Source organism: Rhizobacter sp. J219 (genome assembly GCF_024700055.1).
Lineage (GTDB): Bacteria > Pseudomonadota > Gammaproteobacteria > Burkholderiales > Burkholderiaceae_C > Rhizobacter.
Genome location: NZ_JAJOND010000001.1, coordinates 3,572,732 through 3,592,953, shown reverse-complemented (window position 1 = coordinate 3,592,953; position 20,222 = coordinate 3,572,732). Strand labels below are relative to the sequence as shown.

The following is a 20,222-nucleotide window of genomic DNA, read 5'->3' as shown; positions in this document are numbered from 1 at the left end:
CCAGAGTGAGGGGTGTCGTGCGGGCGACATCGCCTGCCGTGACCCAACTCACGCGACCCCTCTTTCTGTTTGCACACCCATGCTGAAAGGCTGGCGTAAGTCAGGCGTCGCCGCGACCATAGCTACCCATGCGCTCGGCCTCACCACCCAATTCCAAGTGACCATGCACCCCGAACCACAAGCACTGGACGCGTTGCTGCCCGTACGCGCCCTCGATGCTTTGTACGAGGAAGCGGCGCAGGGGCTCGACCCGATCGGCCACCTGAGCTGGGACGCGAGCGGCGCCATGCACGCCACACCCGCGGCGCTCGCCATCCTCGGTCTGCGCGCGAGCGAGGCGCCCTCCGTGCGCGGTCTTCTCGCGATGGTGCGGCGCAGCCGCCAGGCCGCGCTGATGGCCGCATGGACCGAGGCGGTGGCCCACCGCCAGCGTCGCATCGAGATGGAACTGCCGTGTGTGCTGGCCAGCGGTGCGTTGCGCCATGTGCGCACCATCGCGGTCGTCGAATACACCGCCCACGGCAAGGTGCGCCAGGTGGTCGCCGCCCTGCAGGACGTGACACTCGCCCAAGGCCTCTCGATGGCGCTCACCGCCGCCGAGGGTCGCCTGGAAGAAGCCCAGCAGATGGCCGACTTCGGCTCCTGGGAGTGGGACTTCCAGCGCAACCAGGCGATCTATTCCGCCGAGGCCCTGCGCATCACCGGCATGACCAACGGCGCCACTGTCTCGTCGGGCCTCGACCAGGCGGCCGCGCTCATCCCGAGCGAGCAGCGCGAGGCGGTGATCGAGATGTTCAAGCGTGCCGTGCGCGACCGCCTGCCCACGCTGCGCTACGACTACCACGTGGCCGATGCAAGCGGCCAGCGCCGCGAGCTGCACGGCCGCGCCAAGCTCGTCTACGACGGCCACGGCAAGCTGCGCCGCATGCTCGGCACCATCCAGGACGTGACCGAGCTGCGCGACTACCGCCGGCAAGTGCATTCACTCGCATTCTTCGACCCGGTGACCGCGCTGCCCAACCGTAGCTGGCTGATCGAGCGCATGCACCAGGCCTTGTCGCAGGGAACGCAGGGCCACCCGATCGAGTTCGGCATGCTGATGCTGGGCCTCGACCAGTTCAAGAAGGTCAACGATTCGCTCGGCCACTCGGCCGGCGACGAACTCTTGAAGCTGGTGGGTGCGCGCCTGTCGCATTCGATGCGCGAGACCGACGTGGTGGCGCGCCTGACCGGCGATGCGTTTGCCATCCTCGCGCCCGAAGTGCGCCAGGCCGATGCGCTGGCGCGGGTGGCGAGCAAGCTGCTGCAGGCCCTCTCGGCTCCGTTCGACTTGAACGGCACCGATGTTTTCGTCACCGCCAGCATCGGTGCGGCGCTTTACCCGAGCGATGGCAACAGCGCCGAAGCGCTGCTGCAGCACGCCGACGCCGCGCTCTCGCACGCCAAGGGGCGCGGCCGCAACAACGTGCAGTTCTATTCGCCGCAACTCACGGCGCAGGCGTCGCATCGCCTGATGCTCGAGAGCGAGCTGCGCCGTGGTGTGGAGCGGCAGGGGTTTTGCTGCACTACCAGCCCAAGTTCGACCTCACGACGCAGAAGCTCGTGGGCGCCGAAGCGCTGATGCGCTGGTGCCAGCCGCAGCGCGGCATGGTGTCGCCGATGAGCTTCATCCCGCTGGCCGAAGAGACCGGCCTCATCGTGCGCATGGGCACCTGGGCGCTGCACGAGTCGTGTCATGCGGTGTCGAGCTGGAACCGCGAGCGTGCGAACGACCCCTTGAAGATCGCCGTCAACCTCTCGGCACGCCAGTTTGCCGAAGGGCACAACCTGGTCGAAGCGGTGCAGGGTGCGTTGACCGCCAGTGCGTGCGAGCCGGAATGGCTGGAGTTGGAAATCACCGAAAGCCTGCTGCTCGATGGCAGCGAAGGCGTGCGCCAGAGCCTGGAGGCGCTGGCCGCGATGGGCATCACCATCGCGATCGACGATTTCGGCACCGGCTACTCGGCGTTGGGTTACCTCACGCGCTTGCCGGTGCAGACGCTCAAGATCGACCGCAGCTTCGTCTCGGAGCTGCCGCACAACGGCAAGAGTGCGGAGCTCGTGAAGGCCATCGTGTCGGTGGGGCGCTCGCTCAACATGGCGCTGGTGGCCGAGGGTGTGGAAACAGTCGAGCAGGCCGAGTACCTGAAGAACGCTGGGTGCCATCTGGCGCAGGGCTATCTCTTTGGCCGGCCGCTGGAGATGGCGGCGTTTGACAAGCTGCTGAGTTCCTGAGGTCTCGCTCTCCCGGGTTCTGAGCGGCCTGGGCCGATGGGCACCGGGCTGCGCTCATGTCCCCCGAAGAAAACCGCTCTCGCGGTTTTCTTCTCCTCCTTTACTTCGCTCCGCCCGGTGCCCATCGGCCCAGGCAGCTACCGCCGCGGCGTGCGAAGAAAGACAAGGCATGCCGCGGTGGTGCTGGATCGTGTCGACGGGGTGCCCTGCGCAGCGAAGTCAAGGAGGAGCAAGAGATCACGGGAGTGATCTCTTGCGGGGGACATGAGCGGAGCAGGGCACCCCGTCGGCACGATCTCGCGCCGACCAACGAGCGAAAGCTCTAGCGCTCCGCCGCAGCCTTCATGTTCGACAAACCCTTCTCGAAATCCGACCCCACCATCTTGTCCATGCTCACGAACACCGTCATGAGCTTGGTGATGTACGGCGCCGGCCCCTGCATCACCCACTTCACACGCGTGCCGTCGCCTTGCGGCGTGAGTGTGAAGACGGTGGTGTTCTGCGAGGCGAAGGGCTTGATGAAGTCGAGCTTGATGTTGACCTGAGTCGGTGGCGTGGCCCCGGTGATTTCCATCCGGCCTTCACCCACGTCGTCGTTGCCGGTCCACGCGTACACAGCGCCCACACCCTGCGGCGCACCCGACAGGCTGCGCTTCATGTTGGGGTCGAGCTTTTCCCATGGTGACCATTGCGGCCACTGGTGGAAGTCGCTGATCAGCGGATAGATCTTCTCGGGTGGAGCCTTGATGGTGGCGCTGCGCTCGACGCTGAAGCTGTCGGGCTTGGTCAATGCAAACAGCAGCACGGCGGCGACGATGACGACGAGGCCGAGCAGGATCTTCTTGAGCATGGTGTCCTCCTCCTGATGCGGTCGGTCAGACCGCAGCCGAGCCTATCGCATCAGGGTTCTGCGCAACAGGGGCCGAGACACGCAGCAGGCCCGCACCGATCAAGCCGGCCGTGGCCGCGAAGCCTGCGCCGACGATGAAGGCGATCGCATAACCGCCGCTCAGTGCGACGGGCGTGCTGGCGCCCGCGGCCAGCAACGCGTCGCGCCGCGCATCGGCCAGGCTCGCCAGCACCGCCAAGCCGAGCGAGCCGCCCATCATGAAAGAGGTGTTGACGATGCCCGAGGCCAGGCCCGAATCGGCGGGTGACACGTCGCTCATCGCCGCCAGCAGCACCGGGTTGAAGGCGATGCCGGCGCCCAGGCCCAGCAGCGTCATACCGGGCAGCACGTCGAGCCAGAAGTTGCCGTTCACCGGCGCACGCGCGAAGAGCGCGAGGCCGACGGCTGCCATCAGCAGGCCCACGCCCAGCGGTGCGCGCAGGCCGAAGCGCATCACGAGCTTGGCCGAGAGGCCGAGCGAGAACACGGCCATGATGATGTTGGCCGGCAGGAAGGCGAGGCCGACCTGCATCGGCGTGTAGTTGAGCACCAGCTGCAAGTAGAGCGCCGAGATGAAGAACCACGCGAACATGCCGGCCGCCCACAGCACGCCCACCACGTTGGAGGTCGCGAGGTTGCGCGAGCGGAAGAGCTTGAGCGGCATCAGCGGGTGCTGCACACGCGCTTCGATCGCGATGAACACCGCGAGCAGCGCGACGGCCGCACCGAGCAGGCCTAGCGTCTGCGTGGAGCGCCAGCCGGCCTGGTTGCCGTTGACCACCGCATACACCGCGAGCAGCATCGCCGCCGTCACGGTGAAGGCGCCGGCCACGTCGAGCTTCTCGCCGTGGGCCTGCCCGCGCGCCTTGGGGAAGAGGCTCGCGCTCAGCGCATAGACCAGCACGCCGATCGGCAGGTTGACGAGGAAGATCCAGTGCCAGTTGAAGCTCTCGGTGAGCAGGCCGCCGAGCAGCACGCCCACGCTGCCGCCGCCGGCGCACACGAAGCCGTAGACGCCCATCGCCTTCGCGCGGTCGGCCGGCTCGGTGAAGAGGTTCATGATCAAGGAGAGCGACACCGCCGACACCACCGCGCCGCCGACGCCCTGCACCGCACGCGCGACGATCAGCACCGCCTGGCTCTGCGCCAGACCGCAGGCCGCCGAGGCCAGCGTGAAGAGCACGATGCCCATCAGGAACATCCGGCGGTGCCCGTACAGGTCGCCGAGCCGGCCGCCGAGCAGCAGGAAGCCGCCGAAGGTCAGCATGTAGGCGTTGACCACCCACACGAGCGACGTTTCGGTGAAGCCGAGGTCGGCGCGGATCGAGGGCAGGGCGACGTTCACGATGGTCGTGTCGAGCACGATCATCAGCACGCCGATGCACAGCACCGCGAGTGCCGTCCAGCGTTTCTTGTCGTCGAAGGTGTGAGTCGTCATGCGCTTCCTCGATCAGCCCATCTGTTTGGGGCCGCCGTTGATCAGCCAGCAGGTGCCGAACCGGTCGACGACCGCGCCGAAGGTTTTGGCCCAGAAGGTCTCGGCGAGCGGCATGTCGACACGGCCGCCGGTGGCCAGCGTGTCGAACACCTTGCGCGCCTCGTCGACGGTTTCGTAGCCCAGCGTCAGCGCCACGCCTTTCTGCCCCTCGTAGGGCTGGCCGGGCATGGTGTCGGAGGCGAGGATGCGCTGCTGCCCGAGGAGCAGCGAAGCATGCAGGATGCGATCGGCCACCTCGGCCGGCGAGCCCGGGGGCGGGGCCATCGCCGGGTCCGGCGACTCCGAGAACTTCATCATCATCTCCAGCGTGCCGCCGAGCGTCTTCTCGTAGAAGCGCATCGCCGCCGCGCAGTTGCCGTCGAAGTTCAGATAGGGATCGAGGGTGGGTGTGCTCATGCTGCGCTCCTGTGGGTGAAGGGAGGGGCAGTCTAAGCAGCTTACTCCTGAAAAACAACTGACAAGTTGCAAGTCAGGATCTGACGGTAGACTGCTCCCATGAGCTTCAAGCGCAGTTACGAAGACGGGTGTGCGGCGGCGCATGCCCTCGACCTGGTGGGCGAGCGCTGGGCGCTCCTGATCGTGCGCGAGCTGGTGTTTGGAGCCAAGCGCTTCACCGACCTGCGCGCCGGGCTGCCTGGCATCAGCCCCAACGTGCTGACGCTGCGCCTCGAAGAGCTGGAGCAGGCTTCGGTGTTGCGCCGCCGCCGCCTGCTGCCGCCGGCGGCCACCTCGGTCTACGAACTCACCGACTGGGGGCGCGAGTCTCGTGCCGATTCTCCTGGCGCTCGGGCGCTGGGGGGCACGCTCACCCCTGCTGGCGGAAGGGCTGCCAGTGTCGACCGCGTCGCTGATGATGTCGCTGCAGGCGATGTTCAACGCCGAGCGGGCCGGCGATGCCGTGGGCACGGTCGGTTTCGAGCTGGGAGAGGAGCGCTTCCACGCGAGCGTCGGCGCGGACGGCCTGGTGCTTGCGCGTGGCGAGGCCGAGGCGCCCGATGCCCGGCTGGCCGGCAGCACGCCCGCGCTGGCCGAGGTGATCTACGGCGGGCGCAAGCTCAGCGATGCGCTGAAGGCGGGCGATCTGGCCCTCGAGGGCGACAAGGCGTGGGCCAGGCGGTTCCTCACCTTCTTCCCCTTCCCCGAGCCGGCCGCGTCGACGGCCGCGGCCTGACGGCGACACGATCGCTCAGGAGTCGAGCGGTGACAGCCGCTCCGACATCTGCTGGCAGATGGTGCTGCCGAGCGCGCTCACGCGCAGCTGGCCGCCATGCCATTCGAGCCAACCGAGCGCCACATAGTTGTCGATGAAGGTCTCGTCGACCAGGTCGGCGCGGCGGCGCTGCAGCAGGTCGACGGTGTCCAGCAGGGCGTCTCGCAGCACTTCGTGGCGGGTCAGGCCGGCATGGGCCGCGGCGGGGTGGTGTTGGGCGTAGGGCTGGGCTAGCGACATGAGAACTCCGAGAGGTGGGGAACAGCGTTGCCGCCATCGTCTCGAAACTCGCGTCGCTTGCCTGTAGGACATCCTGCCGTCTGCCTGTCGTCAGGCTGCGGAACCGCGCCTACTCGGCCTGCACCGCCTCGACCGAGATGCGCAGGCCGACGTCCATCTTGAAGCCCCAATCCTTGCCGGCGTCGATGCCGAAGTCGGCGCGGTTGATCGTGGCCGACGCGTCGGCGCCGCACCAGTCGCGCTTGAACATCGGGTGCGGCATGCACTTGAAGGTGTTGATGGTGAGCGTGACCGGCCGGGTCACCCCGTGCAGCGTCAGCTCGCCCACCACCCGCGAGGGCGCACCGTTCCTGAAGCCTTCGAGCCGCCCGGTGTAGCGGGCCTGCGGGTACTTCGCGGTGTCGAAGAGATCGGGTTCGCGCGCCTTGCTGTTCATGATGTCGAGGCCGAAGTCGATGCTCGCCATGTCCATCGTGATGTCGACGCTGCCGCTGCCCGCTGCCTTGTCGAGCGTGATGGTGCCGGCGTTCTTGTTGATCTTTCCGCGCCACATCGACATGCCCATGTGATCGGCCTCGAAGCTCGGGTAGGTGTGCGTCGGGTCGACGGTGTAGGTGACCGGGGCGGCGTGGGTGGCGGTGGCGGCGCCGAGTGCGGCCAGGAGGCTCAGTGCTTTCATCGGTCGGGGCGAATTCAGGATGAGCGGCGATGGTGCCACGGCCGGCTACGATGCGTGCCGACATGGACGCATCCGCCCTGCACACGCTCGACTTCGCGCTGCGCGCCGGCCTGGTCACGCTGATGCTTTTCGTGGCCGCCGTGCTGTGGCGCGACGCACGTTCGCCTGCGTACAAACCGGGCGCGCTGGTGGCGCTTGGGGTGGCGGCGTATGCGCTGCAGTCGGCGAGCGGCTTCTCGAGCTGGCCGCCGCTGTGGCGTGCCCCGGTGGCGATGCTGTCGACCGGCAATGCGGTGATGTTCTGGCTCTTTGCACGCTCACTGTTCGACGACGACTTTCGCTGGCACCCCTTGCATGGCCTCGCCTGGGCGCTGCTGGCGGGCCTGGCGCTGGTGATGTGCGTGTTCGGGCCCCGGCTGTGGCTCGGGCTTGCGATCACCCTGGCCACGCTCGGCTTTGCGCTGCTCGCGGTGGCGCAGACGCTCGCCTCCTGGCGTGCCGACCTGGTGGAGCGGCGGCGCCGGCTGCGTGTCTTCATCGTCGGCGCCGGCACGCTGTACACCGTGGTGCAGGTCGCGCAGCGGCTGGGCTCGGCCGAGCCGGCCGGGCCGGTGGCGGCGCTGGCCGACATGGCGATGCTGTCGGTGATCGCAGGCGTGGTGTCGTGGCGGCTGATCGGCGTGCCGGCCGACGGGGTGCTCGGGTCGGCCCGCGTGCCGCCAGCCCCGGCGGCCGACGCACGCCCGGAGCCCGGGGCCATCTCCGAGCCGCCGGTCGACCCGGCGCTGATCACCGCGCTGGAGTGCCTGATGACCGAGCAGCGGGTCTACCGCGAAGAAGGGCTGACCATCGCCCGGCTGGCGGAACGCCTGGGCGTGCCCGAGTACAAGCTGCGCCGCGCCATCAACCAGGGCCTGGGGTATCGCAACTTCAACGTGTTCCTCAACCGCTACCGGCTCGACGAGGCCAAGGCCGCGCTGGCCGATCCGGCCCAGGCGCCGGTGCCGGTGCTGACCATCGCGCTCGACGCCGGCTTCCAGTCGCTCGGGCCCTTCAACCGCGCCTTCAAGGCCGCCACCGGCCAGACGCCGACCGAGTTCCGCAAGGCGGCGCTGGCCTGATCGACGCGGTTTCGCTGGCCGATTTCAGGAATCGGCGAGTCGATTCCGGCATCGGCAAGACACCCACGCGGCCGTTTTGCATCCTGAACGCTCCGAACCTGCAAGGAGCTTTCATGATGACTTTTCTTCCCCGTCTCGGCGGGCTGTTCGCCGCAAGCGTGGTGGCGGGCGCGCTCGGCGGCTGCACCAGCCTGCCGCCGGGCCGCAACCTCAAGGTGGCCACCGCCGGCGTCAGCCAGGCGCTGTGTTCGGCGGTCTTCGTCTCGCGCCGTGACATCGACCAGGCCTACCGCGAAGAGATGCGACCGCAAGGCGGCATGTGGATGATCGACTGGGCGCTGCACTACGAGCTGGACCCCCGGAAACGCGAGGTGCGCACCACCGTCGCCGGGGGCTTCGCCAGCCGTTCCGTCTACCGCGAGGGCATGGGCTGCCAGGTCGACAACGGGCGCCTGCCGCCGCCCACGCCCGCCGATGCCAGCGTGCAACCCCCACCGCGGCTGCCCGAGATCGCCGGCCCGCAGCCGGTGGCGGCCGCCCACCCGAAGCTCAGGGCCGCTGTCGATGCGGCGTTCGACCCGTCGTGGGAGGCCACCAAGGCGGTGGTCGTGCTGCACCGCGGGCGCGTCGTGGCCGAGCGTTATGCACCCGACGTGACGTTGGACACCGCCTGGCATGCCCACTCCATCAGCAAGTCGGCCACGCATGCGATGGTGGGCATCCTCGCGCGGCAAGGCCGGCTCGACCCCCGACCGCTCGACCCGCTCTTGCGCATGACCGAAGGCAAGGCGCGCTTTCGCGGCTACACCGGCTTCGACGATGCGACGCGCATGTGGTCGCTCGAGCCCGACATGGCAGCGTACGCCGAGGCGCGCCCGCAGGAGGTGCCGCCCGGCACCCGGTGGGACTACTCCGACCCAGGCTACATGCGGGTGTCGAAAGCGATCCGCGATGCGGTCGGTGGCACCGCGGCCGACGTGCAGCGCTTCGCGCACACCGAACTCTTCGGCCCGCTGGGCATGCGCTCGGTGGTGATGGAGTTCGACGCCGCTGGCACGCCGGTGGGGGCGAGCCATTTCTACGGCACGGCGCGCGACTGGGCCAAGCTGGGCCTGCTGTACCTCAACCACGGCGAGGTCGGAGGCGAGCGCCTGCTGCCCGTGAACTGGGCGCGCGAAGCAGCGACGCAGACGCTCGACGTGGGCTACGGCAGCGGCTTCTGGCTCAACCTGCCGGCGACGAGCCAGCACCCGCTCGGCTTTCCCTGGGGGCTGCCGGGCGCGCCGGCCGATGCCTATTTCGGCTACGGCTACCTCGGCCAGTACCTGATCGTCGTGCCGAGCGCCGACCTCGTGATCGTGCGCTTCGGGCTCACGCACGAGCGCGGCGGTGGCCGGGTGCAGGCCGGCCGGCTGGTGGCCGGTGTGATCGACAGCCTTGCGCCGTCACCGTCGCGTCAGCACGAAGCCCTGGAGGCCGCTACGATGGTCAGATGATGAGCATCATCTTCCGTCGGCGGAGGCTGGCATGACGGCGGCGCTGGCCGCTGGCGTCGCCCCGCCGCGGGCCTTGCTCAAGCAGGTGATGGCGCTCGCGGCGCCGACCACGCTGCTGGCGCTGCTTCAGGTGGGCGCGCAGCTGGTGGAGACGTGGCTCGCGGCCCGCCAGGGCACCGCGGCGCTGGCGGGGTGGGCGGTGTTGCTGCCGTTTGCGCTCTTGCTGCAGCAGATGTCGGCCGGCGCGATGGGCGGGGGCGTGGTCTCGGCGGTGGCGCGCACGCTCGGGGCCGGCAAGCGCGACGAAGCGTCGGCGCTCGTGCTGCATGCGCTCATCATCGCGGTGGGCTTCGGCCTCGTGTTCGCGCTCGGCCTCATGCTGTTCGCGCGGCCGATGCTGACGGCGGTGGCCGGTGCCGAAGCGGCCGATGCGGCGGTGGTCTACGCGTTCTGGCTGTTCGGCCTCGGCGCGATTCCGGCCTGGTTGTCGAACACGCTGGCGTCGGTGCTGCGTGGGGGCGGAAAGCATCTGGTCGCGGCGCGCACGCTGCTGCTGACGGCCCTGGCCTTCCCGGTGCTCGCGTATGGGCTGGCCGAGCCGCTTGGCTTCGGCCTGGCCGGAGTGGGCGCGGCGCAGGCGCTGGTGCAGTGCGTGGCGGCAGGGGCGATGGCGTGGGTGGTGTTCCGCGGCGGCGCCGGTTTCGTGCCGAGCTTGCGGGTACGGGTCTCGTGGGGGCTCTTCAAGCGCATCCTCGCGGTCGGGGCGATCGCCTGCACGCTGGCGGCGGTGGCCAACCTCACCACCGTCCTCGTCACGGCGCAGCTCAAGGGCTACGGCGTGGCGGCTGTGGCGGCCTACGGCATCGCGGCGCGGCTCGAATTCCTCATCGTGCCGCTGGCTTTCGGCGTGGGCTCGGCACTCACGGCGCTGGTCGGCCGGGCGGTGGGCGCGGGCGACTGGGCCACGGCGCGGCGCACCGCGTGGGTGGGCGGGGTGGTGTCGCTGATCGTCTCGGGCGCGGTGGGGCTGGCGGTGGCGATGTGGCCCCTGCAGTTCGCGCTCTTCTTCACCGACGACCTGCAGGTGGCCAGCATCGCGGCGCGCGGCCTGCAATTCACGGGGCTCGCGTTCGGCGGCTTCGGCCTCGGCATGGCGATGTATTTCGCCTGCATGGGCGCCGGCCGCATGGTCTGGCCGGTGGTGGCGGGCCTGTCGCGCATCACCCTCGCGGTGGGCGGCGGCTGGTGGCTCGCCAACGGCCTGGGCCTCGGGCTCGAAGGCCACTTCATCGGCGTGGCGCTCGGCATTGCGGCCTACGGGCTCATCACCGCGTCGAGCGTGCGGCCCGGCGTCTGGCCCGGGGTGCGCTGAAGGCCTTCACCGGCGTGGGCGCGGCACATCGCTTGCCGCTGACTTCGCCGTGGACTCGTTTCGTTCCCAGGGCGAGGCCTCGCGATGCGTTTTTCGGCAAAACCTACCCGTGCCGGCAAGCGCGCTTGTCGAAACAACCCTGAAGGAGATCCCGATGACCCGATTCACCACGCTCACACTCGCCCTGCTCGCGGCAGGCGGCCTGACGCTCGCCGGCTGCGACAAGCGCGACGACATGGCACCGACCGGCGCCGGCCCGGGCACGACCACGACGCCGAGCACGATACCGAGCGAGAGCACCGGCACCCCCGGCAGCATGAGCCCCACCACGCCCGTGCCGTCGGCCTCGGCCGCCAGCCAGTGAAGCGCCGCCAGCTGCGCGGCCGCACCGTCGTCCTGACGGGCGCCAGCAGCGGCATCGGCCGCGCCACCGCGCTGGCGTTTGCCGATGCCGGTGCGCACCTGGTGCTGGCGGCGCGCAACGCCGCGCCGCTGGAGGACGTGGCCGAGCAGTGCCGTGCCGTCGGCGCGCAGGCCCTGGTGGTGCCGACCGACGTGACCCAGGCCGACCAGGTGCGTGCGCTCGCGGCCGCGGCCGTTGAGCGCTTCAGCGCGATCGATGTCTGGGTCAACAACGTCGGCGTGGGTGCGGTCGGCTCGTTCACCGAGACGCCGATTGAAGCGCACCGGCGCGTGATCGAGGCCAACCTGCTAGGCCACTTCCACGGCGCGCATGCGGTGCTGCGGCACTTCATGGCGCGCAAGCAGGGTGTGCTGATCAACATGATCTCGCTCGGTGCGTGGGCTGCGGCGCCGTACGCGGCGGCCTACTCGGCGAGCAAGTTCGGCCTGCGCGGCTTCAGCGAAGCGCTGCGTGGCGAGATGTCGGGCTGGCCCGACATCCACGTGTGCGACGTCTACCCCGCCTTCATGGACACCCCCGGCATGGCCCACGCAGCCAACTACACCGGGCGCCGCCTCAAGCCGGCACCGCCGCTGTACGACCCGCGGCTGGCCGCCGAGGCGATCGTGTCGCTGGCGCGCGCGCCGCGTGCGACGGTCACCGTCGGTGCCGCCGCCACGGCCTTGCGCGCCGGGCATGCGGTGTCGCCGCTGCTGTCGAGCTGGATCGGCGCCCGTGTGGTCGAGCGATACCTGCGGCAGGCCGACACCGCGCCCAAGGGCGACGGCAATCTTTACGCACCGTCGATCGGCAACGCGATCGACGGCGGCTTCCGCCACAGCACGACGCCCTGCCGCTGGTGGATGTGGGCGGCGCTCGGCGGGGCCTTGTGGCTGGGGGCGCAGGCCGTGCGCCGGCCGCGCTAGATGTCCCTCGCCCTTGGACGCGACGGCGCACCTGCTCGAGCGCCTGTTGCTGGGCGCGCTGCTGCCGGTGTGGATGCTGGCCGGCCTGGCCGACTGGGCCTGCCATCGCCGCGAGCGCATCGAGGCCAGTGCGGGCTGGCACGAATCGGCGCTGCACCTGCTGATGATCGGCGAGCTGGGCCTCGCGGTGGTCTTGCTGCTCTGGTGGCAGGTCACCGCGACGGTGTTGCTGCTCGTGCTGGCGGCGTGCGTGCTGCACGAGATCACGCTGTGGTGCGACCCTCACCTATGCGAGCACGAAGCGCGTGATCCCGCCGATCGAGCAGTGGGTGCACGGCCTGCAGATGGGCCTGCCGTGGCTGGGCCTGCTGACGCTGTGCATCGCCTACCGTGGCCAGGCGCTCGCCATCCTCGGCCTGGGTGGCGAGGCGGTCGACTGGGGCTTGCGCCTGCGCGATCCGCCGGTGCCTGCCGAGGCCAAGGCGGCGGTGCTCGCTGGGGCGGCGCTGGCGGTCGTGCTGCCGTTTCTTCAGGAGTGGCAGCGCTGCCGCGAGATCACACGGGCTTCGCGACCATCAGATAGAACACGATGACGAGACCGAAGAAGGCCGGCACGCCGACCTGCGCGATGCGGCAGTGGCCACGGCCGCGGCCGCGACGGTCGACTTCGTGATGACGCCCAAGCGCTTCACCCCGGGCTTCGAGAAGCGCCTGTCGCTGCGGGGGCTGGTGTGGGTGTATGCGGGCTTCGCGCTCGGGGTGGCGCTGGGGAGCCGGGCGGTGCGGCGTCATGGGGGCGCTGAGACCTTGGCGCGTCCGGCTGGGATCGAACCAGCAACCCCTGCCTTCGGAGGGCAGTACTCTATCCATTGAGCTACGGACGCGTGGGCGGCGATTCTACAGCGGGCCTTTTTCACGCCCTGGTCGCGTGGGGTCGCCCGTCTATAATCCCGCGGTTTTGCGCCACGCCCCTTACGCCCACCACTGAAGCGGCCAGCCTCCGAGGACTTCATGAGCGACCACCACCACGCCACCGAACACGATGACGCCCCGCACGAAGGGCCGATCAAGAACGTCAAGCAGCTCATCGCCGCGGTGATCTTCGCCTTCATCGTGCCGATCGCCGTCATCGTGCTGCTGGTCAGCCGCGTCGGCGCCGACACCCGTGCCGGGGCCGGCAGCGACAGCCTGAAGCCCGAGTCCGTGGCCCGCCGCATCCAGCCGGTGGCCACTGTGGAAGTGAAAGACGCCTCCGACCTCGCCTCGCTCAAGAGCGGCGAACAGGTCTTCACCGCCCAGTGCTCGGCCTGCCACACCCCTGGCGCTGCTGGCGCGCCGAAGGTGGGCGACAACGCCGCCTGGGCGCCGCGCCTGGCCCAGGGCTTCGACACGCTGCTCAACAGCGCCCTCAAGGGCAAGGGCGCCATGGGCCCGCAAGGCGGCGGCGACTTCAGCGACTTCGAGATCGCCCGTGCGGTGGTCTTCCTGGGCAATAAGTCCGGCGGCAAGCTGGCCGAGCCCAAGGCGCCGGCTGCACCGGCCTCGGCCGCCAACTGAGCGCTTTCCGCGCGCTGCAAGAAAGCCGACCCGAGGGTCGGCTTTTTTGTGCCTGCGAGAGAGGCGCATGCATCCAGTTGTGCATCGGTTGCGTAGAGGGGCTGAGGCGGCCGTTCGGCCGCCGCAACCTCGTTCACCGATCGCCTGGAGATGACCATGAAGAACACCCTCTTGCTCGCCGGCCTGGCCGCTGTCGTTTCGGCCTGTTCCACCACCCCCGCCCCGATGAAGGTCGACAACATGGCGCTGCCCGACGCCGTGCGCGCCCCCGCCGGCACCAAGCAGACGATGTGGACCGTGGGCCGCGGCGAACTCACCTACGAGTGCCGCGAGAAGAAGGACATGGCGGGCCAGTTCGAGTGGGCCTTCGTCGGCCCGGTGGCCACGCTCTACGGCCCCGGCGACAAGGTCGTCGGCAAGTACTACGCCGGCCCCACCTGGGAGTCGAACGACGGCTCCAAGGTGACCGGCAAGCAGGTGGCCGTGGCGCCCGGGGGGCCGGCAACATCCCGCTGCAGCTGGTGAAGGCTGACCCGGCGATGGGGACCGGTGCGATGCAGGGCGTGGCCTACATCCAGCGCCTGAACACCAAGGGCGGCGTGGCGCCGAGCGCCGCCTGCACGGCGGCGGCGAAGGGCCAGCGCCAGCAGGTGGCCTACGCGGCCGACTACGTGTTCTACGGGATGTGATGAGCGGTGGCCGCGGCGCCACGCTCACGCTGAGGGCTCAGGCGGTGGCCGTAGCGGCGGGGCAGCGCGGCCGCGGCGCACTCTTCGGTGCGCCAGTGGCCGGCTTCGATTGCGTCGGCCGCGGTTTCCATGTCGAGCGTGTGCACGATGCCGAGGCCGAGGTCGGTGGCGAGGTAGAGCCGGCCGGTTTCGTCGACGAGGGCCGCCTCGAAACGGGCCTCTCGCCCGGTGTGCGAGCGGATGCCCGGCGCGCTGCCGGGGCGGGCCTCGAGGCGCCAGATCCAGGGGGCCGATTCGAGCTCGACGTAGACGCGCTGCGGCCCGTTCTGGAAGTACCAGTCGCCGTGTTCGTCGCGGTCGTAGTTGCGCTCGATGAATTCGCGCAGCTTGTCGTGGTTGATGCGGCTGCCCTTCACCATGGGGAAGGGGCCTGCGGCCTGGATGCGGTCGTCGCGCATGTACCAGTCGCCACGCGCATCGAGCGCAAGCCAGCCGTAGCAGGCCGGCACGTTGGGCCACTTCTTCAAAGCGGCTTTGACGATGTCATCCATGCGTGACTCCTGTGTGCTGGGTCATCCAGTCCATGACTTGTTCCGGAAGCGTGAGCACGTGGCCGGGCCAGCGGCCGTGCGGGAAGCCCACGTGACCACCGTGCTCAGGTTGCCACAGTGTCACGAACGAGCCGACCTCGCGCTGCTTCGGCAAGCTGGCTGCGGGGATGAAAGGGTCATTGCGCGCGTTGATCGCCAGCGCCGGGATGCGGATGCGATGCAGATGCGGCTTGGCCGAGCCGCGTGCCCAATAGTCGTCGGTATTGCGAAAGCCGTGCAGCGGGGCGGTGAAGATGTTGTCGAAGTCGTACAGGTCGCGGGCGCGCTGCAGCGCGCGGCCGTCGAAGAGGCCCGGGTGCTGCGCAAGCTTCAGCAGCGCCTTGGGCACCATGGTGCGCAGGAACATGCGGGTGTAGACCTGACGGTTGAAGCCGCGGCCGATGGCTTCTCCGCCGGCGGCCAGGTCGAGCGGCGAGCAGACCGAGCACACCGCGCTCACCGTCTGCGAGGCGGTGTCGCCGGCCTCTTCGGCCCAGCGCATCAGCGCATTGCCGCCGAGCGACACACCCACCGCGACCATCGGACCGGTGTGGCCCGCGCGCAGGCGCTCAAGCACCCAGCCGATCTCTTCGAAGTCACCCGAGTGGTAGGCGCGGGGCGCGAGGTTGATCTCGCCCGAGCAGCCGCGAAAGTGCGGCACCGCGTAGCGCCAGCCGTTTTGCCGGGCCCAGTGGGCGAAGGCGCGCGCGTAGTGGCTGTCCGACGAGCCTTCGAGCCCGTGGAAGAGCACGAGCAGTGGGCGCACGCGGCCGTCGTCGTCGGGCGTGACTTGAAAGTCGACGTCGATGAAATCCTGGTCCGGCGTCGTCCAGCGCTCGCGCCGGTAGACCGGCCGCGGCCCCTGGTGGCTGCGCGCAAAGAGCGCCGGCCAGATCGTCTGCAGGTTGCCGCCCCACGGGCCATCGCCCGCGAGCCAGCGCGGAGCGCGGTAGTCCATCATTCTTCAATGCAGCACGGATGGCGTCTCGCCGACCTCCGGCAACTCCTGGGCCGTGCCCGGGCTGGCATGGTGTGCCACCAGGCGCCAGCCGAGCGAGGTTTTCACATACACGTTGGTTGCCAGCACCCAGGCCATCTGCGGCCCTTCGTCGGTGAGCACCTGGATGCGCTCGACCACGCTGTGCACCGCGCTGTCGTGCGTCTGCACGCGCCGCACACGCTCGGGGCGGGCGTCGATCGCACCGTTGCCGAACATCGCCTCGAACGCGGTGCGGATGGCGCCCGGGCCGATCATGCGCGGCCCGTTGGGGTGCACGCAGCAGATGTCGTCCTCGTCGGACCACACCGCCATCAGCTTCTCGATGTCGGCCCGCTGCAGGGCTTCGTAGAACTGCGCCTCGGCGTCGTCGGACGGTTTCATCAGGGCGATCTCGGGCGGCTTGGGCGGACGCGGCATGGGAGGAGGTCTCAGTGAAAGACGACGGTTTTCTGGCCGTTCAAAAGCACACGGTGTTCCACGTGCCAGCGCACCGCGCGGGCCAGCACCATGCACTCGACGTCGCGGCCGACGGCGGTGAAATCTTCGGCGCTGAGCGAGTGGTCCACGCGGGCGACGTCTTGTTCGAGGATGGGGCCTTCGTCGGCTTCGGGCGTCACGTAGTGCGCGGTGGCGCCGATCAGCTTCACGCCCCGGTCATGGGCCTGGTAGTAGGGCTTGGCGCCCTTGAAGCTCGGCAGGAAGCTGTGGTGGATGTTGATCGCGCGGCCCTTGAGGAAGGCGCAGAACTCGGGGCTCAGGATCTGCATGTAGCGTGCAAGCACCACGAGGTCGATGCCGTGCTGCGTGACCAGCGCCTCCACCTGCTGCTCCTGCGCCCGCTTGGCCTCGGCCGAGGCGCCCGCGGCCAGCGGCAGGTGGTGGAAGGGGATGCCGTAGCGCCCAGCCAGCTCGGCGAAGACCGAGTGGTTGGAGACGACTGCCGGGATGTCCACGTCGAGCTGCCCCGAATGCCAGCGATACAGCAGGTCGTTGAGGCAGTGGCCGTGCTGGCTCACCATCAGCAGGAGTCGCGGCTTGCGCGCGAGGCTGTGGAACTGCGCTTCCATGCCGAACTGCTCGCGCACGCTGGTGAAGAGCTTGGTGAGCGTGTCGGTGTCGGCCAGGTGCGGCGGCGCTTCGAAGTGCACCCGCATGAAGAAGAGGCCGGTGGCGTGTGCGCTGCTCTGGTCGGGCAGGTCGCCGAACTGCTGCGAGTCGACGATGTTGCAACCCGCCTGGTAGAGCAGGCCCGAGACGGCGTAGACGATGCCTTTGGCATCGCGGCACGACAGCGTGAGGACGAATTCGCGCGAGCGCGGTGCAGTGGACGACGGCATGGCGCGGAATTGTACGGACGGGCCTCGCTTTGCACGCAAGACGCCGGCATCATCCCCACCTCATCGAATGTCCATCATGCGCACTGACCCCAACGCCTGGACCGAACGCAGCCGCGAGCTGTCCCACCTCTTGGCCAAGAGTGGCCTTGGCGACCGTGCGGCCTTCGCGCAGCTCTACGAGCGCACCAGCGCGCATCTGTTCGGGGTGGTGCTGCGTATCAACCGTGACAGGGCCCAGGCCGAAGACGTGCTGCAGGAGGTCTATGTCAACGTTTGGCGTGCCGCGCAGTCCTTCGATGCGGCGCAGAGCCAGCCCTTGACGTGGCTCACCAGCATCGCGCGCAACCGGGCGATCGACAGCCTGCGCCGCCGTCAGGCGGAGCCGCAAACCCAGTCCGCGCCGTTGTCGAGCGAGGGCGACGAGGACCGTGACGTGTACGACGATGTCGCCGATACCACCCCCGGGCCGCTGGCGCTGCTGAGCCAGGCTTCGGATGCACGCGCGCTCGGTCGCTGCATGCAGGGCTTGAGTGCGCAGCAGCGGCAGAGCGTGGCGCTCGCGTTCTACGACGGGCTGAGCCATGCCGAGGTGGCCGAGCAGATGCGCCAGCCGCTGGGCACGGTGAAGTCGTGGGTGCGGCGTGCGCTGCTGGCCTTGAAGACTTGCCTCGATGGCGCCGTCGTGCGCGATCTGCAGGCGGAGTGATGCACTGATGGACTACAGCCGCCCCGACCTCGCCGACCGCCTTGCCGCCGCCTACGTGGCCGGCACGCTGCGCGGTGCGGCGCGCCGTCGCTTCGTCGCGTTGACGCGTGTGCACCCGACGCTGCGCCAGGCCGTGCGCGACTGGGAAGCGCGGCTGATGCCGCTCACGGCCGCGGTCGAACCGGTGGCGCCGCCGCCGCAGGTGTGGCAGGCCATCGAGCGGCGCATCGCGCCGGTGGCGGCCTCGGCTGGCGCGGCAACCCCGCCGGGGTGGTGGGGCCGGCTCGCGGTGTGGCGTGCCTTGACCGGCGTGGCCACGATGGCGGCGGTGACGCTCGCAGTGCTGCTGGCGCTTCCGCAGCCGGCGCAGCCGCCGATCGTCGTCGTGCTGTCGGCGGCGGGCGGTACGCCGGGGGCAGGCGGCGTGGTGCCGGCGTCCTTCGTCGCCAGCATCAGCGCCGACGGGCGTGCACTCGTCACCAAGCCGATCCAGCAGGTGGCGCTGCAGGCCGACAAGGCCTTGGAGCTGTGGGCCGTGCCGCCGCAAGGCGCGCCACGCTCGCTCGGCTTGATCTCGGCGCAGGGCGCGACGGTGGTGCAGCGCGGCCAGGTGCTCGACAACACCGCGGCTTTCGCGGTGAGCCTGGAGCCGCCGGGCGGCTCGCCCACCGGCGCGCCCACCGGGCCCATCCTCTACATCGGCAAGCTGACGTCCTGAGCCGACGCCGGCGTGGCGTCGGGCAGCACCACGCTGAAGGTCGAGCCCTTGTCGAGCACGCTGTTGACGTCGATGCGGCCGTGCATCAGCGTGACGAGGCCGCGTGTGATCGCGAGGCCGATGCCGGTGCCCTCGATGCCGCTGCGCTTTTGGCCGAGCCGGTTGAAGGGCTCGAAGAGGCTCGGCAGGTGCGCCGGCGCGATGCCCACGCCGGTGTCGATCACGCGCAGCACCACCATGCGGCCTTCTTCGTGCTGCGCCTCCAGCCGCACTTCGCCGCCGCGACGGTTGTACTTGATGGCGTTGCTGAGCAGGTTGAGCACGACCTGGCGCAGGCGGGTGGGGTCGGCGCGTACCAGCAGCGGGTCGTCGATGCGGCCCCAGTGCAGGCTCACGCCGGCGGCCTGGGCGGCGGGGTGCAGCATGTCGGCGCACTCTCGCAAGAGCGTGGGCAGCGGCACGTCGTCGAGGTCGATCGACAGCTGGCCGGCTTCGATGCGCGAGTGGTCGAGCAGGTCGCTGATCATGCGCAGCAGGTGCTCGCCCGATTCCCGCACCAGGCCCAGGCGGTGGCGCTGGCCGGGGCTCAGCGGGTCGCTCTGGTCGAGCTCCAGAAGCTGCGAGAAGCCGAGCACCGCGTTGAGCGGCGTGCGCAGCTCGTGGCTCATGCGCGAGAGGAATTCGGTCTTGGCACGGTTGGCTGCTTCAGCGGCGGCGGCCAGCTCGCGGGCACGTTCGAGTTCGCGGTACTCGGTGATGTCTTCCAGGTAGCCGTGCCAGACGATGGCGCCGTCGGGCTCGACGCGCGGCGATGACACGCCGAGCATCCAGCGCAGGTGGCCGTTGGGGTGCAGGTAGCGGAACTCGATGCGGCGCGCCACCTGGCTGTTCGTCCAATCCTCGAGGGCGCGGTTGGTCCGCTCGCGGTCGGCCGGGTCGACGCGGTTGAACAGCAGGCTGGCGTCGAGCATCAGGGCCTGCGGGTCGAGGCCGAGCACGTCACGGCAGCGTTCGCTGACGTAGGGGAAGACGCCGTGCCCGTCGCGCGGCAGGCGGAATTGATAGAGCAGGCCCGGCACGTGGCGGGTGATCTGGCGCAGTCGCTCGTCGCGTTCGGCGGTGGCCAGTTCGGCCTGCTTGCGCAGCGTGACGTCGGTGAGCGTGCCCACCATGCGGCGCGGCGTGCCGTCGGGCGACCATTCGACGATGCGCCCGCGCTCGGCGAGCCAGCGCCAGCTGCCGTCTTTGGCGAGCGCGCGGTATTCGCTTTCGTAGGCGGGGGTCTTGCCGGCGGCGTGGGCCTGGTAGGCGGCGTCGTTGGCGCCCAGGTCCTCGGGGTGGATGACCTGGTCCCAGGCCTGCTGGGTGGCGGGCATGTCGCCGGGCTGGTAGCCGAGCAGGGCAACGCTGCCGTCCATGCCGGTCAGCACGTCGTTGGCGAGGTCCCAGGCCCACACCGAGGTGCCGGCGCCGACGAGCGCCTCGCTCATGAGCTTGTGCGGATCGGTCTCCATCGG

The 20,222-nt window shown here is 69.7% G+C and carries 22 protein-coding genes, 1 tRNA gene and 2 pseudogenes; 14 read left to right on the top strand and 11 right to left on the bottom strand.

Features of this window, described 5'->3' with window-relative positions:
* Positions 1-163 precede the first annotated feature (163 nt).
* Positions 164-1,621: a sensor domain-containing diguanylate cyclase gene (locus tag LRS03_RS16940; protein ID WP_257826886.1), complete on the top strand. Its 1,458-nt coding sequence runs from the start codon at positions 164-166 to the stop codon at positions 1,619-1,621.
* Positions 1,558-2,274 carry a putative bifunctional diguanylate cyclase/phosphodiesterase gene (locus tag LRS03_RS16935; protein WP_257826884.1) on the top strand — a complete coding sequence of 239 codons (717 nt, stop codon included), beginning with the start codon at positions 1,558-1,560 and terminating at the stop codon, positions 2,272-2,274. The genes LRS03_RS16940 and LRS03_RS16935 overlap by 64 nt, the downstream gene beginning before the upstream one ends.
* A gap of 322 nt (positions 2,275-2,596) precedes the next feature.
* Here the strand turns inward: LRS03_RS16935 and LRS03_RS16930 are convergent, their stop codons facing one another.
* The 3 genes from LRS03_RS16930 to LRS03_RS16920 are packed head-to-tail and all read right to left on the bottom strand — an operon-like array spanning position 2,597 to position 5,057.
* A complete protein-coding gene (locus tag LRS03_RS16930) occupies positions 2,597-3,124 on the bottom strand; it encodes an SRPBCC family protein (protein ID WP_257826882.1) in 528 nt (175 codons plus the stop codon).
* Positions 3,125-3,149: 25 nt separating this feature from the next.
* Complete coding sequence (locus LRS03_RS16925; RefSeq protein WP_257826880.1) at positions 3,150-4,601, bottom strand: DHA2 family efflux MFS transporter permease subunit; 1,452 nt, start codon at positions 4,599-4,601, stop codon at positions 3,150-3,152.
* Between the two features lie 12 nt (positions 4,602-4,613).
* Positions 4,614-5,057, bottom strand: a complete 444-nt coding sequence (locus LRS03_RS16920; RefSeq protein WP_257826878.1) for a VOC family protein — start codon at positions 5,055-5,057, stop codon at positions 4,614-4,616.
* 99 nt (positions 5,058-5,156) lie between these two features.
* On the opposite strand from LRS03_RS16920, the pseudogene LRS03_RS26945 reads away from it, so the two are divergent.
* Positions 5,157-5,363: pseudogene (locus LRS03_RS26945) on the top strand (winged helix-turn-helix transcriptional regulator); the annotation flags it as partial.
* Between the two features lie 64 nt (positions 5,364-5,427).
* On the top strand, positions 5,428-5,832 hold the full coding sequence (locus LRS03_RS16915) for an SCP2 sterol-binding domain-containing protein (protein WP_257826877.1): 405 nt from the start codon (positions 5,428-5,430) through the stop codon (positions 5,830-5,832).
* A gap of 15 nt (positions 5,833-5,847) precedes the next feature.
* On the opposite strand, the gene LRS03_RS16910 is transcribed toward LRS03_RS16915, so the two are convergent.
* A complete protein-coding gene (locus LRS03_RS16910) occupies positions 5,848-6,111 on the bottom strand; it encodes a hypothetical protein (protein ID WP_257826876.1) in 264 nt (87 codons plus the stop codon).
* Positions 6,112-6,220: 109 nt separating this feature from the next.
* Positions 6,221-6,790 carry a YceI family protein gene (locus LRS03_RS16905; RefSeq protein ID WP_257826874.1) on the bottom strand — a complete coding sequence of 190 codons (570 nt, stop codon included), beginning with the start codon at positions 6,788-6,790 and terminating at the stop codon, positions 6,221-6,223.
* Positions 6,791-6,852: 62 nt separating this feature from the next.
* Between LRS03_RS16905 and LRS03_RS16900 the strand changes: the two genes are divergently transcribed.
* The 6 genes from LRS03_RS16900 (at position 6,853) to LRS03_RS16875 (ending at position 12,701) form a co-directional block, all read left to right on the top strand.
* On the top strand, positions 6,853-7,911 hold the full coding sequence (locus LRS03_RS16900) for a helix-turn-helix domain-containing protein (protein WP_257826873.1): 1,059 nt from the start codon (positions 6,853-6,855) through the stop codon (positions 7,909-7,911).
* 113 nt (positions 7,912-8,024) lie between these two features.
* Complete coding sequence (locus LRS03_RS16895; protein WP_257826872.1) at positions 8,025-9,407, top strand: serine hydrolase domain-containing protein; 1,383 nt, start codon at positions 8,025-8,027, stop codon at positions 9,405-9,407.
* Between the two features lie 31 nt (positions 9,408-9,438).
* The gene (locus LRS03_RS16890; RefSeq protein WP_257826871.1) at positions 9,439-10,779 is read left to right on the top strand and encodes an MATE family efflux transporter; all 1,341 of its coding nucleotides are present in this window, start codon (positions 9,439-9,441) and stop codon (positions 10,777-10,779) included.
* A 154-nt stretch (positions 10,780-10,933) separates the two neighbouring features.
* Positions 10,934-11,143 (top strand): hypothetical protein, encoded by a 210-nt coding sequence (locus LRS03_RS16885; RefSeq protein WP_257826870.1) that lies wholly within the window; start codon positions 10,934-10,936, stop codon positions 11,141-11,143.
* Complete coding sequence (locus LRS03_RS16880; RefSeq protein ID WP_257826869.1) at positions 11,140-12,108, top strand: SDR family oxidoreductase; 969 nt, start codon at positions 11,140-11,142, stop codon at positions 12,106-12,108. The genes LRS03_RS16885 and LRS03_RS16880 overlap by 4 nt, the downstream gene beginning before the upstream one ends.
* 305 nt (positions 12,109-12,413) lie before the next feature.
* A complete protein-coding gene (locus LRS03_RS16875) occupies positions 12,414-12,701 on the top strand; it encodes a hypothetical protein (protein ID WP_257826868.1) in 288 nt (95 codons plus the stop codon).
* A 215-nt stretch (positions 12,702-12,916) separates the two neighbouring features.
* Here LRS03_RS16875 and LRS03_RS16870 read toward each other — a convergent pair.
* A tRNA-Arg gene (locus LRS03_RS16870) sits at positions 12,917-12,992 on the bottom strand.
* Between the two features lie 127 nt (positions 12,993-13,119).
* On the opposite strand from LRS03_RS16870, the gene LRS03_RS16865 reads away from it, so the two are divergent.
* Positions 13,120-13,665, top strand: coding sequence for a c-type cytochrome (locus tag LRS03_RS16865; RefSeq protein WP_257826867.1), 546 nt, complete (start codon positions 13,120-13,122; stop codon positions 13,663-13,665).
* Positions 13,666-13,821: 156 nt separating this feature from the next.
* Positions 13,822-14,354, top strand: a pseudogene (locus LRS03_RS16860) (DUF3455 domain-containing protein).
* Here LRS03_RS16860 and LRS03_RS16855 read toward each other — a convergent pair.
* Genes LRS03_RS16855 through purU form a run of 4 tightly spaced genes read right to left on the bottom strand, consistent with a single transcriptional unit; the run spans position 14,342 to position 17,281 of the window.
* A complete protein-coding gene (locus tag LRS03_RS16855; RefSeq protein ID WP_257826866.1) occupies positions 14,342-14,905 on the bottom strand; it encodes a DUF2946 family protein in 564 nt (187 codons plus the stop codon). The pseudogene LRS03_RS16860 and the gene LRS03_RS16855 sit on opposite strands and share 13 nt — an antisense overlap.
* A complete protein-coding gene (locus LRS03_RS16850) occupies positions 14,898-15,902 on the bottom strand; it encodes a YheT family hydrolase (protein ID WP_257826864.1) in 1,005 nt (334 codons plus the stop codon). Before LRS03_RS16850 ends, LRS03_RS16855 begins: the two co-directional genes overlap by 8 nt.
* Before the next feature lie 6 nt (positions 15,903-15,908).
* Positions 15,909-16,361, bottom strand: coding sequence for a YybH family protein (locus LRS03_RS16845; protein WP_257826863.1), 453 nt, complete (start codon positions 16,359-16,361; stop codon positions 15,909-15,911).
* 11 nt (positions 16,362-16,372) lie between these two features.
* A complete protein-coding gene (gene purU, locus LRS03_RS16840; protein WP_257826862.1) occupies positions 16,373-17,281 on the bottom strand; it encodes a formyltetrahydrofolate deformylase in 909 nt (302 codons plus the stop codon).
* A gap of 76 nt (positions 17,282-17,357) precedes the next feature.
* Between purU and LRS03_RS16835 the strand changes: the two genes are divergently transcribed.
* Both LRS03_RS16835 and LRS03_RS16830 read left to right on the top strand, forming a co-directional pair.
* The gene (locus LRS03_RS16835; protein ID WP_257826860.1) at positions 17,358-17,987 is read left to right on the top strand and encodes a sigma-70 family RNA polymerase sigma factor; all 630 of its coding nucleotides are present in this window, start codon (positions 17,358-17,360) and stop codon (positions 17,985-17,987) included.
* A gap of 7 nt (positions 17,988-17,994) precedes the next feature.
* Complete coding sequence (locus LRS03_RS16830) at positions 17,995-18,705, top strand: anti-sigma factor (protein ID WP_257826858.1); 711 nt, start codon at positions 17,995-17,997, stop codon at positions 18,703-18,705.
* Here the strand turns inward: LRS03_RS16830 and LRS03_RS16825 are convergent.
* Positions 18,681-20,219 (bottom strand): sensor histidine kinase, encoded by a 1,539-nt coding sequence (locus LRS03_RS16825; RefSeq protein WP_257826857.1) that lies wholly within the window; start codon positions 20,217-20,219, stop codon positions 18,681-18,683. The two genes, LRS03_RS16830 and LRS03_RS16825, sit on opposite strands and share 25 nt — an antisense overlap.
* Between the last annotated feature and the right edge of the window lie 3 nt (positions 20,220-20,222).

What these genes read in the sequence shown, in the direction of transcription:
- LRS03_RS16890 (WP_257826871.1), top strand. Translation starts at nt 9,439, where the DNA reads ATGACGGCGGCGCTGGCCGCTGGCGTCGCCCCGCCGCGGGCCTTGCTC.
- LRS03_RS16845 (WP_257826863.1), bottom strand. Translation starts at nt 16,361, where the DNA reads ATGCCGCGTCCGCCCAAGCCGCCCGAGATCGCCCTGATGAAACCGTCC.
- LRS03_RS16830 (WP_257826858.1), top strand. Translation starts at nt 17,995, where the DNA reads ATGGACTACAGCCGCCCCGACCTCGCCGACCGCCTTGCCGCCGCCTAC.
- LRS03_RS16850 (WP_257826864.1), bottom strand. Translation starts at nt 15,902, where the DNA reads ATGGACTACCGCGCTCCGCGCTGGCTCGCGGGCGATGGCCCGTGGGGC.
- LRS03_RS16940 (WP_257826886.1), top strand. Translation starts at nt 164, where the DNA reads ATGCACCCCGAACCACAAGCACTGGACGCGTTGCTGCCCGTACGCGCC.
- LRS03_RS16920 (WP_257826878.1), bottom strand. Translation starts at nt 5,057, where the DNA reads ATGAGCACACCCACCCTCGATCCCTATCTGAACTTCGACGGCAACTGC.
- LRS03_RS16835 (WP_257826860.1), top strand. Translation starts at nt 17,358, where the DNA reads ATGCGCACTGACCCCAACGCCTGGACCGAACGCAGCCGCGAGCTGTCC.
- LRS03_RS16925 (WP_257826880.1), bottom strand. Translation starts at nt 4,601, where the DNA reads ATGACGACTCACACCTTCGACGACAAGAAACGCTGGACGGCACTCGCG.
- LRS03_RS16910 (WP_257826876.1), bottom strand. Translation starts at nt 6,111, where the DNA reads ATGTCGCTAGCCCAGCCCTACGCCCAACACCACCCCGCCGCGGCCCAT.
- LRS03_RS16855 (WP_257826866.1), bottom strand. Translation starts at nt 14,905, where the DNA reads ATGGATGACATCGTCAAAGCCGCTTTGAAGAAGTGGCCCAACGTGCCG.
- LRS03_RS16895 (WP_257826872.1), top strand. Translation starts at nt 8,025, where the DNA reads ATGATGACTTTTCTTCCCCGTCTCGGCGGGCTGTTCGCCGCAAGCGTG.
- LRS03_RS16900 (WP_257826873.1), top strand. Translation starts at nt 6,853, where the DNA reads ATGGACGCATCCGCCCTGCACACGCTCGACTTCGCGCTGCGCGCCGGC.
- LRS03_RS16865 (WP_257826867.1), top strand. Translation starts at nt 13,120, where the DNA reads ATGAGCGACCACCACCACGCCACCGAACACGATGACGCCCCGCACGAA.
- LRS03_RS16885 (WP_257826870.1), top strand. Translation starts at nt 10,934, where the DNA reads ATGACCCGATTCACCACGCTCACACTCGCCCTGCTCGCGGCAGGCGGC.
- purU (WP_257826862.1), bottom strand. Translation starts at nt 17,281, where the DNA reads ATGCCGTCGTCCACTGCACCGCGCTCGCGCGAATTCGTCCTCACGCTG.
- LRS03_RS16905 (WP_257826874.1), bottom strand. Translation starts at nt 6,790, where the DNA reads ATGAAAGCACTGAGCCTCCTGGCCGCACTCGGCGCCGCCACCGCCACC.
- LRS03_RS16825 (WP_257826857.1), bottom strand. Translation starts at nt 20,219, where the DNA reads ATGGAGACCGATCCGCACAAGCTCATGAGCGAGGCGCTCGTCGGCGCC.
- LRS03_RS16930 (WP_257826882.1), bottom strand. Translation starts at nt 3,124, where the DNA reads ATGCTCAAGAAGATCCTGCTCGGCCTCGTCGTCATCGTCGCCGCCGTG.